Below are 15,614 nucleotides of genomic sequence, written 5' to 3' on the forward strand. Positions count from 1 at the left end.
GGCCGTCAGGTCAGGAACCGCCCCCGGTCGCCGGGGACTTCTTCGCCGACTCCGGGATCTCCTGGTCGCTGCGGATGGCCTTCCACAGCGTGGACGCCTGAGGTTCGGCGGCCACCACCCGGTTGGGGTCCCGCTTGTCGTACGCGACGGGCAGCATGATCGTCTCCATGGAGCCCGGGTCGACCCCGTTCATGCTGCGCCCGAAGTCGGCGAGCGCGGTGAGGGAGGCGAGCTCGGAGTCGGTGGTCAGCGCCGCGGTCAGGGTGTCCGCGATCTTGTAGGTCTTGGTGGGGCTGCCCAGCAGGTCCTGCTTCTTGATCTCACCGAGCAGGGCGATCATGAACTCCTGCTGGAGACCGATACGGCCGAGGTCGCTGCCGTCGCCGATGCCGTGCCGGGTGCGGACGAACTGCAGGGACTCGGTGCCGTCCAGGCGGTGGGTGCCGGCGGTCAGGTCGAGGCCGCTGGACTTGTCGTGGATGTCCTGGTCGACGGTGACCTCGACGCCGCCGATGGCGTCCACGAGGTCCTTGAAGCCGGCGAAGTCGATCTCGACGTAGTGGTCCATGCGGACGCCGGACATCTTCTCCACCGTCTTGACCACACAGGCCGGACCGACCTGCGAGTAGATGGAGTTGAACATCACGCGCTCGGCCCCGGCCACCGTGGAGCCGTCCGCGTCCTTGCACTCGGGCCGGGCCACCAGGGTGTCGCGCGGGATGCTGACGGCGACGGCCTGGGTGCGGCCCTCGGGTATGTGCATCACGAGCGCCGTGTCGGAGCGGGCGCCGGCGATCTTGCCGGCGTTCAGTTCCGCGTTGTCGCCCGCGCGGGAGTCGGAGCCGAGGATCAGGATGTTCTGGCCGGAGGTGGGCAGCTTCTCCGGGCGGTCGTCACCGATCGCCTCGTTGATGTCGACGCCGTTGATGTTGCCGTCGAGATCGCTCCAGAGCCAATACGCGGCGCCGGCCCCCGCGACGAGGAGCACGGCCAGCGTCAGCAGGATCCACCGGCCGGTGCGCCGCCGACGGGGCGCCTCCTGTCCGCGCCGGCGGCGCGACGTGCTCGGGGTGTCGGTGGCTGGGGTCGTCATCCGATGGGTGTCCTCGTCTGTGCGCGGCGCATGGTGCCGGTGCGGGTAGTGCCGGAACTGCAGGTAGCCGGCCTGGCGGTGGCGCCGGGCGCGGGGTGCCCGGCACGCGGCTGCTCGGGCGAACGAACGGACAGACCCACGACCCCGCCCTGGCGTTGTACGACAGTGATCCACATCACGGAACGTCGTCCGCGGCGGGGAGTGGCGGGCGAGCGGCTCTCGTCCGTCACGGACCGGCGAGGTCGCCTCTGGGTGCCCGATACATGTATGCAGTGTGCATATCATGTGTGCGTTCCAGGTCCCGTGTCCATATCGGGTGAACGTTCCAGGGAGTCCGGCATGGCGATACGGGATCGGTCCGCGCGCACACCGCGCCGCGGCCGCGCCGGCGGAGCCGCTTCCATACCCGCGCGCCCGCCGGTGACCGGCACGGCGACCGGCTCCTGGCTGGTCCGCGGCAAGGACGGCCGGCTCACGGCTTACGCGCGCTGCGAAGGCGGTCTGCTGCGTTGGACGGAGAGCCGGCCCGGCGGTCCCGACTGGTCGGAACCCGCCGTCTTCCCTGTCGACGACCTCACCCACCTGACCGTGGCCCAGGGCGCCGACGCCTATGTGCACTTCCTGGGTCGCCGCGAGCGGCTTGCCGACGGCGGTGTCGAGGTCGACGTGGTGCACGCCGTGCAGTACCAGACCGGACGGCCTCTCACCGAGTGGCGCTCCCTCGGTAATCCGCACCGCACGCCCGAGAAGGCCGCGCTGCTCTGGGCGCCGGCCGCGGCGGTCGCCCCGTCCGGCGACGTCCACGTCTTCGCACGCAACGCGGGCGGCGGGCTCATGATGCGCAGGGAGGGACGGGGCGGCCGATGGGAGCCCTGGGCCGACCTGCGGGGGGCCGGTCTGCGGGACGGGGTGAGCGCGACCGCCGCGGCCGGGCGGGTCGAGGTGTTCGCCCCCGCGGGCGGCGTCGCGCTGACCTGGAGCCAGCCGGAGCCCGGCGCCGTGCCGCGGCGGTTCCCCGACGTACGGCCCGGCGCGCTCCCGGGATCGGCCGCCGCCCTGGAGACCGCGCCCGGTCGGCTCACCTGGTTCTGGAGCGACCCGGCCGGCGCCGGTCTGGTCTGTCTGCGGCCCGGCTCGTGGGCCGTCCCGCTGAGCGGCACTCCCGCGGACGGGGCGAACGTGCTGCTGCGTCAGGTGCTCGACGGGTACGACTGCACGGTCATCGCCCACCGGGGCCGCACCGGCACGGTGCTCGTCGGCGTCTGCGGGACGGAGGCCGAGGCGTCAGGTCTCTGGTGGGGGGACACGGGGCGAACCTGCCTGGGAGACCCGGCCCTGGCGCACGATGCCCACGGCAGGGTCGTGCTCGCCGTCATGGATCCCGACGGGGAACTGTGGGTGGCCAGGCAGGGCGATGGCCCAGGGCTGTCGTTCGCGGACTGGCTGCGGATTCCGTCGTGACGCTCTCACGCGGATACGGCAACAGCCGTAAAGGTTGTACGGATGTGGCATGTCTGACAGATCATCGACAAGGGCGATCACCGGTAGACATGAAGTGCTTGTAATGTAAACATTCCGCCAGGTCGGTGAGCAGTGTGTGACAACTGGTGGTCCTGACGGTGAACAGGCCGGTACGAACCGGCCCCCGTACACGGCACGCCGCGGATGCGCAGGCCGGCCAGGGTGGGGTCATTTCCCGGAGCGACGAGCTCCGGCCTTGATGTGAATGGTGCGGAAGTCTGGTGAGCCTCAACAACCCCGAGGCGAGCGCGCTCGTGTCGACATATCGATCTTTGGTGCCCGCAGGGGCGAGGCGCCGGATCGTCCGTCGGGTGCCGGGGCCGGTACGCAACTCGGTGAAGCGCTCGCTCGCGTCCGCCGACGCCGTGCGTTCGGCCGTGGTCGTCCGGGCTCTGGGCGGCACCCGTAAGGCCGGCAGGCAGGACGAACCGTGTGTGCGGGTCGTCCGCCTGGCCGGGCGACACCTGCGCGCCGTGGAGGTGCCTGGCGCCACCGCCTGGGCCGCCCGCGCCCGCAATCTGCACATCCTCGTCGCCCTCCTGGAGGAGGCCGGCATCGACTACTTCTGCGTGCGGGGCAACGGCTCCCGGACGCCGTGCGTGGCCGTGCCCGCGCGGTGGCGTGCCGATGTCGAGGAACTGCTGCGCGTCACCTGCGCCGAGCACCCCGGGTACGTGAGCCAGGCGTCCCATGGGCAGCCGAGGCCCGCCTCCGCGCAGGGCTCCTGGCGCGCCCTGCGCGGGCAGCGCGTGCTGCGCATGACCTGGGTCGTCTGCGACCCCAGCGGGAACCTGGTCTTCGGCCCCGACCAAGGGTGCGACATCGAGTTCTGGGCGGAGCAGGACGGCCGGCTGGTCGCCCCCCGCCCCAACAAGGTGGTGACCGAGGTCCCGGTGGACGCGGGGCGGTGCTGGGCGGAGCAGAACCGATTCAGCGTCATTCCCGCCGTCTACAACACCGGCCACGCCCGCACCCTGCCCGAATTCGCGGCCACGCTTCCCGACGACCACACCTTCCCGATCGACGTCGTCTACACCTGGGTCGACGACTCCGACCCGCGCTGGCGGGCGAGCAGGGACGCCGCCCGCGCGCGGCTCACCGGCATCCCCGGCGGCGGCCTGCACGACCTGGCGGCCAACGACTCGCGCTACACCAGCCGCGACGAGCTGCGGTACTCCCTGCGCTCCATCCACCAGTACGCCCCGTGGGTACGGAACATCTTCCTGGTCACCGCCGGACAGGTGCCGTCCTGGCTGAGCACCGAGTTCCCGGGCCTGCGGGTGGTGGACCACCGCGAGATCTTCTCGGACCCGAGCGCCCTGCCCACGTTCAACTCGCACGCGATCGAGAGCCAGCTGCACCACATCCCCGAACTCGCCGAGCACTTCCTGTACCTGAACGACGACGTGTTCTTCGGCCGTCCCGCCCACCCCGGCCAGTTCTTCCACGCCAACGGCCTGACCAAGTTCTTCCCGTCCAAGGCGCTCATCCCGTCCGGACGCGCCGGCACCGGGGACCTCCCCGTCGACGCGGCGGGGAAGAACAGCCGGGGCCTGGTCGCCCAGCAGTTCGGCACCGTCGTCTCCCAGAAGATGAAGCACACCCCCCATGCCCTGCGGCGCAGCGTGCTCGCCGAGATCGAGCAGGTCTATGCCAAGGCGCACCGGGTGACCCAGCACTCCCGGTTCCGCTCCCCGCACGACGTGCCCATCGCGTCGTCGCTGCACCACTACTACGCCTACCACTCGGCCCGCGCCACGGTCGGAGACATCCGCTACGTCTACATCGACCTGGCCGCCGACACGGCCCAGCGCCGGCTCGACAACCTCCTCGCCCGGCGCAACTTCGACACCTTCTGCATGAACGACACGGTCCCCGCCGCCGACATGGCGGCGCAGTCCCGGATGGTGGCGGGTTTCCTGGACGCCTACTTCCCCGTGCCCAGTCCGTTCGAGGCGGTTACCGGTGCGCCCGCACCGCACCGGCTCGCACCGCAGGCCGAGCGCATGGCGGAACTGGGGCACTCCGGCCGATGAGTCCTCGCCCCAAGTCCGCCGTGGCCCGTCCGGGCCGCGCCGCCCGCGCCCGGGCCGCCGCACTGCGCAACCAGCTCCTGCAGAGCGTCTTCCTGCCCCTGCGACAGGACCGGACCGCCCAGCTCCGGTACGCCGCCATCCTCGACGGCCACACCGTCAATCTGCACGCCCGGCTGCCCGAGTCGGCCGGCCTGCCCGAGAGCGCCGAGGTCGTCCTCAGCCGCGGCAGGCACACCTTCACCGCGGAGGCACGCGTGTACGAAGGGCCGGACGGTGAGGCCCTGGTGGACGCCGTCGTCCTGCTCGGCGCCGAGGTCGGCGGAGCGCCCACGGGACCCGGCCGCTGGCGGCTGCGGCTGCGCCTGCGCTCCGGGCGCCGCACCCGCGTCGTGCCCCTGCTGCTGGTCACCCCTCCGGTGCCGTACAGCGGACCCACCAAGCCCATGACGGCCTCCTCGGTCACGGGAGAACGGCACCGGCTAGGACGCTCCTTCAGGGGAAGCGCCCGCGTCGTCAGCACCGGGGCGCGCCCCTCGGCGGAAGTGCTCAAGGTGCACCTCACCCATGCCGGCGTCACCGTCGACTTCCGGCTCCTGGGCATCCGGGCCGAGCAGCCGTGGGCCGAGTTCGTCGCCTCCGGACGCCGGCTCGAACAGCCCGTCACCGGCCCGGCCCCCGGCATCCTGCGCGTCGACGTGCCGCTGGACCGGATGCCGCCCCGCGGAAACCGGCCCGACCACTGGGACATCGTCCTGTGCGGCGCCGACGGACGGCGGCTCCGGCTCGGACGCAGGCTGCACGACGTCCGCAACCCCCTGCGTGTCTTCGCCATGCGCAGTCTCGCGATCACCCCGCCGGGCCACCCGCCGATGATCGTCCAGCCCCGTTACACCCCAGCAGGCAATCTCCGGGTCACCTGCACGCGTATGCCCGAGGCAGGCTGACACCCACCGATGAAGATCACCTACTTGCTGACCACCGCCGACGCGGTGGGCGGCACCGAACGCGCCGTGTTCAACCAGGCGTCGGAGCTCGCCGGACGGCACGACGTCCGGGTCCTCAGCGTCTTCAAGAGCAGACGTGAGCAGTTCTTCACCCCGCACGAACGGGTGCGGCTCGACTACCTCGTCGACCTCGCGTCGGGCACCCCGCGCCCGTTCCGCGCCACCGGTATGGACGAGAGCGTACGGACGGAACTGGCCACGCAGCCCAGCCGGATCGTCGACCGCTCCTGGGAGGCGGCCTTCAGCAGGCTCTCGGACCTCGAGCTCGAACTCGCCCTCCAGACCACCGACACGGACGTCCTGGTCACCACGACCCCGGCCCTGATGGCACTCGCCGTGGAACTGGCGCCGGCGCGCGTCATCACGGTCCACCAGGAACACCGGGTGTCCGAACTGCGCGGCACCAGCGGCGAGCCGCTGCGCCGGTACACGCCCCGGCTGGACGCGCTCGCCGTTCTCAGCGAACGCACCAGGGACTGGTTCGCCGAGACCCTCGCAGGTGCCGCGCCCCGCCTGGAGGTCGTGCCCAACGCTCTGCCGGGAGGTTTCCGGCCGCGCTCCACCCTGCAGACCCGTACCGTGGTGATCGCCGGCCGCCTCGTCGCGGAGAAGCAGGTCGACCACGCCGTGACCGCCTGGGCCACCGTGGCCCGCGAGCACCCCGACTGGCAGCTGCGCATCTTCGGCGACGGACCGCTCAGCGGGGCCCTGCGCCGGCAGATCGACACGCTCGGGCTGCACGACTGCGTCCAGCTCAACGGCAACTCGCAGTACCTGGCGGAGGAGTGGGCGAAGGCCAGCATCGCCACCCTCACCTCCCGCAACGAGGCGTTCGGCCTGGTCCTGGCCGAGGCACAGGCGGCCGGAGTCCCGGTCGTCTCCTACGACTCGCCCAACGGCCCCCGCGAGGTGGTCATCGACGGGCAGACCGGCATCCTCGTGCCGCCCGGCGACACCGACGCACTCGCCTCGGCCCTGATGCTGCTCATCCGGGACACGGAGCTGCGCGGACGGATGGGGGCCGCGGCCCTCGCCGCGGCCAACCGCTTCTCTCCCGCGGTGGTGACCGCCACCTGGGAGCGCCTGTTCCACGAGCTGGTGGCGGAGCGCGACAGTGGCCGTCGCGCCGTCGTCAAGGCCGAACGGCAGGCCGTGCACGACGTCCGCAGCGGCCCCGACGGCACTGTCCCCGCGGCCGCAGCGGCCCCCGCCAGCACGGTGCGCACCTCGGACCAGCGCGCCCTGGAAGCACGCCTGCTCAAGCGGCGCAGACTGGTGAGCGACGGCGGGCAGATCTGCCGGCTGTTGGAGTGGGAATCCCCCTGGGACGCCGTTCAGCAGAACCTGGCGCTGGCGGCCGATGTGCTCGAGGGCGCCGACATCCCCTACTTCGTGGTCCGCGACCATCTGGTGCGGCACACCGTCGCGGTGCACGCGATGTACCGCGAGGCGGTTTTCAAGGCCCTCGCCGACCGGTACGCGCGGGACGCGGTGTACGCCGCCGTCCTCAACGAGGGGCAGAACACCGTGGCCACCGTCCTCGCCGGTCACGTGGCGGCGTACACCGACATGCCCTCGGCCGGTGTCCGGGTGTACCGGAACCTCGTGTCGCCCTCCCGTACCTTGCGCCTGGGCGCCGTCTACGGCTGCACCATCTCGTTCTGGGACACCGACCCCGACGACGAGAGCGGCTCGCACCTCAAGGCGCCGGCGCGCACCCTCATCGGTGACCGGGTGCCCAACTCCGCGCTGCGGCGCAGCGCCCGCACCCTGGGCGGCCGCACGTACCCCACGATCGAGCCCTTCCGCCGTGTGCTCCACGGCGACATCGGGTTCCCCGTGGACGCCGTCTACACCTGGGTGAACGGCGCAGACCTCGCCTGGCTCGAGCGCAAGAACGCCGCCCTGGCCGCGATGGGGATGGAGACGGAGGACGCCGCCACCAGCGCCGCGCGCTTCCGGGACCGCGACGAACTGCGGTACTCCCTGCGGTCCATCGACATGTACGCCCCCTGGATCCGCAACATCTACCTCGTCACCGACCAGCAGGTGCCCGAGTGGCTCGACCTCTCCCACCCGCGTGTGCGGGTCGTCGACCACACCGAGATCTTCGGTGACCGCGGCGCCCTGCCCACGTACAACTCGCACGCCATCGAGAGCCAGTTGCACCATATCGAGGGTCTGGCCGAGCACTTCCTGTACTTCAACGACGACGTCTTCCTGGGGCGCACGCTGCAGCCCGACATGTTTTTCCTCGGCAACGGGCAGGCGAAGTACTTCATGTCGCCCACCTCCGTGCCGATGGCCCCGGCGTCGCGCGACGACGAGTTCAACATCAGTGCCGCCAAGAACAACAGGGCCCTCGTCGAGCAGTCCTTCGGGCAGACCCTGGTCCACTCCTTCCTGCACGCGCCGCACCCGCTGCGGCGCAGCGTCCTCGCCGACATCGAGGAGCACTACCGGCACGCCGTGGCCACCACCGCGGCCAACCGGCTGCGCGACCACAGCGACGTGTCGGTCGCCTCCTCCCTGCACCACTACGTCGGCTTCCACACCCTGCGCAGCGTCCCCGGCAGCATCTCCTGCGGCTTCGTCAACGTCGGCCTGAGCGAGCACGCCCCACGGCTCAACCGGATCCTGTCCGTGCGCCCGCACGACGTGTTCTGTCTGAACGACTACCACGACGGCGACGTGCCGGAGGAGGAGCAGGACGCCGTTCTCGCGGCCTTCCTGCCCAGCTACTTCCCTGTGCCCAGCCAGTTCGAGACCGGGTCCCGGCGCAACCAGCTCGCCCACGAGGGCCGCCTCGGGGACTGGCCGCTGTGAGGCCCGCCGTCCGGCTCCGGCTCCACGGACGTCCGCCCCTGCGAGACACGGTGATCCCGTACGCCACGGCGTGACGGGACGATGTGAGGAACACATGAACAAGATCTGCGTCATCGGGAACTCCGTGGCCGCCCCGCGGACCGCCGAGGAAGCACCGCTCGCGGGCTGGGGCCAGTACCTCGGCGGCTTCCTGGGCGCCGGGTACGAAGTGCGCAACTACGCACGCGACGCCATGACCCTGCGTCGCTACTTCACCGGGCGGTTCGCCACACTCCTCACCGCTCTCGCCCCCGGCGACATGGTGTTCCTCGCCTTCGGCAACGTCGAACAACGCATCAACCAGCTCAACCGCCATCACGGACCGCGCGAGTACAAGGAGTACCTGCGTCTGTACGCCGAGGCCATCCGTGGCGAGGGGGCGATTCCCGTCCTGCTCACACCGGCGGCCCGCTGCGCGTTCGACGAGACCGGGAACGTCGTGAACACCCACGACGAGTACCCCGGCCTCACGCGTGAGGCCGCGGCGGAGACGGGCAGCCCGCTGATCGACATGACCGCCCTCACCACGAACATGCTTGCCGAACTCGGGCCCACACGGGCGCGCCGGCTCTACCGGTGGCTGGACCCCGGGGAGCATCCGAACCACCCCGACGGCATCATCGACGCCAGCCACTTCAACGACGTCGGAGCGCGCGAGGTGGCGCGGCGCGTGGCCATCAGCATGCTCGACACGGCCGGGCTGCCGCAGAACACGGTCGACCCCCAGACCCTCGCCGCAGGCACGATTCCCCCGGTGCTGGCCGAGTTCACCGTGAGCCGGCCGGAGCTGGCCCTCACCATGGCCCCGAGCGTGCCCGAAGGACCGGTCGTCGTCTCACCCGCGCCCGGGGAAGTCGTGGGCGCGGCACGGAAGCTGACGGGCAAGGCGCCTGCGGGAACCGGCTACGTCCTCTTCTACGAACAGGGCCGGTACCTCGGCGGCACCACCGTCTCCCCCTCCGGCACCTGGCAGTGGCGCCGCGTCGTCAACTGGTCGGCTGGACCGCACAGTGTCGACGTGCTCGGCGTCACCGGCAACGCCGTCTCGCCGACGGCCGTCGCCGAATTCCACGTTCTGGACCGGCTGGACCCCCCGGTGGTCTCCGGGCCCCGGCCCGACGGCTGGTGCGGCCCGCGGCCCCGTTTCTCGGGCACGGCGGCCCCCGGAACGCAGAAGGTGATGGTGCTGGAACAGGGCAGGCTCATCGCCGAGGCCCCTGTGCAGGAGGACGGGACCTGGCGGGTGACCCATGCCCACGACTGGCGGCCCGGCACCTACGAGGTGGAGTTCGTGTCGGTGTTCAGCGCCATCCACTCGCCGGCTGTTTCCCACCCGCTGCGGGTGCACGGCATCCCCGAGGACAGCTGGCTGAACACGTCGTTGTCCTCCCGGGAGCCCTGCTCGGGTTCGTGCGAGCACTACCCGGCGATGCCCGAGTGGTGACCCGCGTGCCGTAAGGCGGCACCCATGACGAAGGGGCCCCCGCCGGAAGGCGGAGGCCCCTTCACGCGTCACATCCGTGCGTCACACCCGATTCACGCCGGAACCGAGGCAACCCCCGGCTCCAGGAACCGCTTCCCGTTCACCCGCTCCGAGACACCCTCCCGGTCCAGGTACGGAGTGATTCCGCCCAGGTGGAAGGGCCAGCCGGCGCCCGTGATCAGGCAGAGGTCGATGTCCTGGGCCTCGGCGACGACGCCCTCGTCGAGCATCAGGCCGATCTCCTGGGCCACCGCGTCGAGGACGCGGTCGCGGACCTGCTCCTCCGTGAGGACCGTGTCGCCCTGCTTCAGCAGCGCCGCGACCTCCGGGTCGAGCTCCGGCTTGCCGGAGTCGTAGACGTAGAAGCCGCGCTTGCCGGCCTCGACGACCGCCTTCAGGTTCGGGGAGACCGTGAAGCGGTCCGGGAACGCCCGGTTGAGCGTCTCCGAGACGTGCAGGCCGATCGCGGGGCCGACCAGCTCGAGGAGGACCAGCGGGGACATCGGCAGGCCGAGCGGCTCCACCGCCTTCTCCGCGACCTCGACGGGCGTGCCCTCGTCGATGACGTTCTGGATCTCGCCCATGAAGCGGGTCAGGATGCGGTTGACGACGAACGCCGGGGCGTCCTTCACCAGCACCGCGGTCTTCTTCAGCTTCTTGGCGACGCCGAACGCCGTGGCCAGCGACGCGTCGTCGGTCTTCTCGCCGCGCACGATCTCCAGCAGGGGGAGGACCGCGACCGGGTTGAAGAAGTGGAAGCCGACGACCCGCTCGGGGTGCTGGAGCTTCGACGCCATCTCCGTCACCGACAGCGAGGAGGTGTTGGTGGCGAGGATCGCGTGCGCCGGGGCGACCGCCTCGACCTCCGCGAACACCTGCTGCTTGACGCCCATCTCCTCGAACACGGCCTCGATGATGAAGTCGGCGTCCGCGAAGCCCTCGGCCTTGTCCAGCACACCGGTGACCAGGGCCTTCAGGCGGTTGGCCTTGTCCTGGTTGATACGGCCCTTGCCGAGCAGCTTGTCGATCTCGGAGTGGACGTAGCCCACACCCTTGTCGATGCGCTCCTGGTCGATGTCCGTGAGGACGACCGGGACCTCGAGGCGGCGCAGGAAGAGGAGGGCGAGCTGGCTGGCCATCAGGCCGGCGCCGACGACGCCCACCTTGGTGACCGGGCGCGCCAGGCTCTTGTCCGGGGCGCCGGCGGGACGCTTGCCGCGCTTCTGCACCAGGTTGAACGCGTAGATGCCGGACCGCAGTTCGCCGCCCATGATCAGGTCGGCGAGCGCCTGGTCCTCGGCGTCGTAGCCCTTCTGCAGGTCGCCGTCCTTGGCCTCGGCGATGATGTCCAGGGCGCGGTAGGCGGCCGGGGCCGCGCCGTGCACCTTGGAGTCGGCGATGAAGCGGCCCTTGGCGACGGCCTGGTCCCAGGCCTCGCCGCGGTCGATCGCCGGACGCTCGACCGTGATCTCGCCCTTGAGGACGGACGCGGTCCAGATCAGCGACTGCTCCAGGAAGTCCGCGCCCTCGAACAGCGCGTCCGCGATGCCGAGTTCGTAGACCTGCTTGCCCTTGAGCTGACGGTTCTGGTTGAGGCTGTTCTCGATGATCACCGAGACGGCCTTCTCCGCGCCGATCAGGTTCGGCAGCAGGGTGCAGCCGCCCCAGCCGGGCACCAGGCCGAGGAAGACCTCGGGCAGGGAGAACGCGGGCAGCGCCGCGGACACCGTGCGGTAGGCGCAGTGCAGACCGATCTCCACGCCGCCGCCCATGGCGGCGCCGTTGTAGTACGCGAAGGTCGGCACGGCCAGCTTCGCCAGACGCTTGAAGACGTCGTGGCCGCCCTTGCCGATGGCCAGCGCGTCCTCGTGACGCTTCAGCAGCTCGACGCCCTTGAGGTCGGCGCCGACCGCGAAGATGAACGGCTTGCCGGTGACGCCGACGCCGACGATCTCGCCGTCCGCGGCCTCCTTCTCGACCTGGTCGATCGCGGCGTCGATGTTCGCCAGCGACTGCGGGCCGAGGGTGGTCGGCTTGGTGTGGTCGTGGCCGTTGTCCAGGGTGATCAGGGCGAAGCGCCCAGCACCCAGCGGCAGGTCGAAGTGGCGTACGTGCGCCTGCGTGACGACCTCACCCGGGAACAGCTCGGCCGCACCCTTCAAAAGCTCAGCGGTGGTGCTCACTTGTCCCCCTCGAAGTGCGGGTTCTCCCAGATGACCGTCGCGCCCATGCCGAAGCCGACGCACATGGTGGTCAGGCCGTAGCGGACGTGCGGCTGCTCCTCGAACTGGCGGGCCAGCTGCGTCATCAGGCGGACGCCGGAGGAGGCCAGCGGGTGGCCGAACGCGATGGCGCCGCCGTACTGGTTGACGCGGGCGTCGTCGTCGGCGATGCCGTAGTGCTCCAGGAACGCGAGGACCTGGACGGCGAAGGCCTCGTTGATCTCGAACAGGCCGATGTCGGAGATGGACAGGCCCGCCTGGGCGAGCGCCTTCTCCGTGGCCGGGATCGGGCCGTAGCCCATGACCTCGGGCTCCACGCCGGCGAAGGAGTAGGAGACCAGGCGCATCTTGACCGGCAGCCCGTTCTCGCGGGCGAAGTCCTCGGAGGCGATGACCGAGGCGGTGGCGCCGTCGTTCAGACCGGCCGCGTTGCCCGCGGTGACCCGGCCGTGCACGCGGAACGGCGTCTTCAGACCGGCCAGGTTCTCCAGGGTGGTGCCCGGGCGCATCGGCTCGTCGGCCGTGACCAGGCCCCAGCCCGTCTCCCCGCCCTCGGGGCTGGTGCGGCGCACCGAGATCGGCACCAGGTCGGCCTGGATCTTGCCGTTGGCGTACGCCTTGGCGGCCTTCTCCTGGGAGCGCACCGCGTACTCGTCGGCGCGCTGCTTGGTGATCGACGGGTAGCGGTCGTGCAGGTTCTCCGCGGTCATGCCCATGAACAGGGCGGACTCGTCGACCAGCTTCTCCGAGACGAACCGCGGGTTCGGGTCCACGCCCTCGCCCATCGGGTGGCGGCCCATGTGCTCGACACCGCCCGCGATGGCGACGTCGTACGCGCCGAAGGCGACGGAGCCGGCCACCGTGGTGACGGCGGTCAGCGCGCCGGCGCACATGCGGTCGATGGAGTAACCCGGCACCGACTGCGGCAGACCCGCGAGGATGCCCGCCGTACGGCCGATGGTCAGGCCCTGGTCGCCGATCTGCGTGGTCGCGGCGATGGCGACCTCGTCGATCTTCTTCGGGTCGAGACCCGGGTTGCGGCGCAGCAGCTCCCGGATCGCCTTGACGACGAGGTCATCGGCACGGGTCTCGTGGTAGATGCCCTTCGGGCCCGCCTTGCCGAACGGGGTACGGACGCCGTCGACGAAGACGACGTCCCTGACGGTACGAGGCACGATGGCTCTCCTCCAGGTACGGGATGCTGAGCGCTTGCTTACGGCCCATGCTACTTGCGGGTAACGTCGCTGCCCACCCCCGTCGGCCGGAGCGGCGAACATCACACGACCGGCCCCCGCGAACGAGGACCGGCCGTGTGCCGCGCAGGGTGGTGCTACGACCGCCAGAGCCGCCTGCGCAGGCCCCGGCGCAGCCGCGCCCGGGTGGAGACCCGCTCGTTCCGGCCGGAGATCCGGCGGGCCACCGAGGAGGCCCGGTTCTCCCGTACCTCCAGCTCACCGGCCTGGTGCGCGAACAGCCCGCCGCCGGTGCTCATCGCGATCTCCGCCGTGTACGTCCCGGGCGGCACGTCGGAGAGGTCCACGCCTTCCTTGTCCTCGGAGGTGAAGTAACCGAAGGAGTACGACCCGAAGTCGCCCGGCGCCATGTGCGGGCGCACCTTGTCCTCCCGTTTCACCGCCTTGAGGGCGACGGTGTGCGTGCTGTCCGCGCCGCGCAGCGTGAGGTAGTACGTCGAGTGGGTGGCGCGGTCGGCGTTGCGGCCGGGGAGGAAGAAGACGCCGTACACCCGGAGCTTCGGACCCTCCATCGCGAACCGCTTCAGCGCGAACACGGACCCGCCGGGTCCGGCCGCCGTGAGGTCGCGCTTGATCACCCGGACGCTCCTCGCGTCACCCCGGAGGACCACCTCGCGGCCCCCGGCGGCGGCACGCCGGTCGATCGCCCGGTAGGCGACCAGCGGCACCCTGCGGTCGATGTCCTCGCTCTCGCTGGTCACCCGGGCGAACACGTCGTACATACCGTCGGGCAGCGTGTCGAACAGCTCCCGCGCCTCGCAGGTGAATCCGCCGTCCTTGTAGGACGCGAAGTGCGTGTCGAAGTACTTCAGGTACAGCTGGTCCACCGGCACGGTCTTCGCGTCGGCCACCCACGCCTGCTCGTCCCGGACCAGCACCAACTGCTTGGTCTCCCGTGCGCCGGCTTCCTCGCCCTCCTCGGCGGAGACGCCGGGGAGGAAGGCGTGCCCGGACAGCGTGGCCCGCTCGGGGGTGAGCTGCGCGGCCGTCAGCACACCCGCCGCGGTGTCCCGCGCCCGCAGGTCCGACAGATGCTCGGCGGCCGCGTCGTCGTCCACCTCGTTGGAGCCGACCTGCACCTCGCCGAACCGCGGCACCGTTCCCTCGGTCAGCGCGTAGATGACGCTGAGGATCACCGACAGGCCCTGCCGCGTCACCTCCGCGTGCTTCACCAGGGCAGGCGATTCCACCATGAAGAAGTTGAAGTTGGAGTACTTCCGCAGAGCCGGGAGGAAATGGACGACGTGTTCCTCGTACTGGTAGTCCTTCGTCGAGGAGAACAGGTAGATGTTCCGGTCCAGGTCGGTGGTCTCCGCGAGCAGCTCCGGGAGCACCGAGTCGAGCCGGTCCACGTTCTCCTGCGGCTGGCCCTCGCCGAGCACCCACTCGCCGAGCACACCGTGCCCCTGGGAGTAACTGCCGATGAAGTACTGCGGCGTGGAGGCCACGATGTGCCGGTAGCCGTACTTCAGCGCATAGAAAATGGCCGCGCTGCCGCCCTTCGAGGAACCGGCGAGAACCACCGTCTCCCGCGCCAGACCGAGCTTTTCCCGGTAGTGCGTAATCAGTTCTTCGACGGCGTCGGAAACAGAGAAGTCCATCGCCCGCGCCACGTAGTACGACGGGCCTCCGTCGAACCGGTCGCGGATTCTCAGCACGTTGCACTGGACGCCCGAAAGGGCGGCCCCGAATCCGTACTTCGACCCCACGGAGGAAAACACCACGAGCAGGTTGCCGTGGTCGCCCGCAGCGGGCGTGAACTCGTACTCGATCTCCCAGTTGCCGTATTTCTCCACACGTATCGCGGGCGTGCGGATCGTCGCTGTCCTGTAGTTTTCGGACGTGTGGGGGAGTGTGTCCGAATGCTGCGGGTTGGCCGGGCGGACCTGGGTGGGTTCCATGAAATGGTGCCCCTTGTTCCTGTCAGAGATTTTCCGTTCGGAGTTCGGGCCGCTCCGCAGGAAACACTCTCCGACGTGGGGGTGCGGGCGTTTTCGCAGGAAGAGCAGCCGGGACGAGGCTAACCTATGCTCCCGCTGTGGAGCGAGAGGCGGACCTGAGCCTCGTTCCGCGTATTCCCGGTCATCGGCGGCGCATGCGGACAGTGCGCCGGAATTCAGGTCAAGTGACCCTCGTA

9 protein-coding genes are annotated in these 15,614 nt (G+C 70.5%); 5 read left to right on the forward strand and 4 right to left on the reverse strand.

Translation table 11 applies throughout. From position 1 onward, the window contains the following. Positions 1-10: 10 nt before the first annotated feature. The gene (locus AY578_RS25890) at positions 11-1,093 is read right to left on the reverse strand and encodes an LCP family protein (protein WP_136238059.1); all 1,083 of its coding nucleotides are present in this window, start codon (positions 1,091-1,093) and stop codon (positions 11-13) included. Between the two features lie 339 nt (positions 1,094-1,432). On the opposite strand from AY578_RS25890, the gene AY578_RS25895 reads away from it, so the two are divergent. The 5 genes from AY578_RS25895 to AY578_RS25915 all read left to right on the forward strand — a co-directional run bounded on the left by AY578_RS25895 (position 1,433) and on the right by AY578_RS25915 (position 9,963). After that, positions 1,433-2,554: a PLL family lectin gene (locus AY578_RS25895; protein WP_258905715.1), complete on the forward strand. Its 1,122-nt coding sequence runs from the start codon at positions 1,433-1,435 to the stop codon at positions 2,552-2,554. A gap of 371 nt (positions 2,555-2,925) precedes the next feature. Next, entirely contained in the window at positions 2,926-4,650 is a 1,725-nt protein-coding gene (locus AY578_RS25900; RefSeq protein ID WP_019523476.1) for a stealth family protein, read from the forward strand. Next, complete coding sequence (locus AY578_RS25905) at positions 4,647-5,594, forward strand: hypothetical protein (RefSeq protein ID WP_026243625.1); 948 nt, start codon at positions 4,647-4,649, stop codon at positions 5,592-5,594. The genes AY578_RS25900 and AY578_RS25905 overlap by 4 nt, the downstream gene beginning before the upstream one ends. 9 nt (positions 5,595-5,603) lie before the next feature. Next, the gene (locus AY578_RS25910) at positions 5,604-8,480 is read left to right on the forward strand and encodes a stealth family protein (RefSeq protein ID WP_019523474.1); all 2,877 of its coding nucleotides are present in this window, start codon (positions 5,604-5,606) and stop codon (positions 8,478-8,480) included. 94 nt (positions 8,481-8,574) lie between these two features. Further along, positions 8,575-9,963, forward strand: a complete 1,389-nt coding sequence (locus AY578_RS25915) for a hypothetical protein (RefSeq protein WP_161107135.1) — start codon at positions 8,575-8,577, stop codon at positions 9,961-9,963. 92 nt (positions 9,964-10,055) lie between these two features. Here the strand turns inward: AY578_RS25915 and AY578_RS25920 are convergent, their stop codons facing one another. From AY578_RS25920 to AY578_RS25930, 3 genes are all read right to left on the reverse strand, one after another. Then, positions 10,056-12,185, reverse strand: a complete 2,130-nt coding sequence (locus AY578_RS25920) for a 3-hydroxyacyl-CoA dehydrogenase NAD-binding domain-containing protein (RefSeq protein ID WP_161107136.1) — start codon at positions 12,183-12,185, stop codon at positions 10,056-10,058. Continuing rightward, on the reverse strand, positions 12,182-13,399 hold the full coding sequence (locus tag AY578_RS25925) for a thiolase family protein (RefSeq protein WP_019523471.1): 1,218 nt from the start codon (positions 13,397-13,399) through the stop codon (positions 12,182-12,184). The genes AY578_RS25920 and AY578_RS25925 overlap by 4 nt, the downstream gene beginning before the upstream one ends. A gap of 155 nt (positions 13,400-13,554) precedes the next feature. After that, complete coding sequence (locus AY578_RS25930) at positions 13,555-15,378, reverse strand: hypothetical protein (protein WP_028961637.1); 1,824 nt, start codon at positions 15,376-15,378, stop codon at positions 13,555-13,557. Between the last annotated feature and the right edge of the window lie 236 nt (positions 15,379-15,614).

Origin of the sequence: Streptomyces thermocarboxydus (assembly GCF_024760485.1) — a bacterium.
Classification (GTDB): domain Bacteria; phylum Actinomycetota; class Actinomycetes; order Streptomycetales; family Streptomycetaceae; genus Streptomyces; species Streptomyces cellulosae.

What these genes read in the sequence shown, in the direction of transcription:
- AY578_RS25890 (WP_136238059.1), bottom strand. Translation starts at nt 1,093, where the DNA reads ATGACGACCCCAGCCACCGACACCCCGAGCACGTCGCGCCGCCGGCGC.
- AY578_RS25910 (WP_019523474.1), top strand. Translation starts at nt 5,604, where the DNA reads ATGAAGATCACCTACTTGCTGACCACCGCCGACGCGGTGGGCGGCACC.
- AY578_RS25905 (WP_026243625.1), top strand. Translation starts at nt 4,647, where the DNA reads ATGAGTCCTCGCCCCAAGTCCGCCGTGGCCCGTCCGGGCCGCGCCGCC.
- AY578_RS25930 (WP_028961637.1), bottom strand. Translation starts at nt 15,378, where the DNA reads ATGGAACCCACCCAGGTCCGCCCGGCCAACCCGCAGCATTCGGACACA.
- AY578_RS25895 (WP_258905715.1), top strand. Translation starts at nt 1,433, where the DNA reads ATGGCGATACGGGATCGGTCCGCGCGCACACCGCGCCGCGGCCGCGCC.
- AY578_RS25915 (WP_161107135.1), top strand. Translation starts at nt 8,575, where the DNA reads ATGAACAAGATCTGCGTCATCGGGAACTCCGTGGCCGCCCCGCGGACC.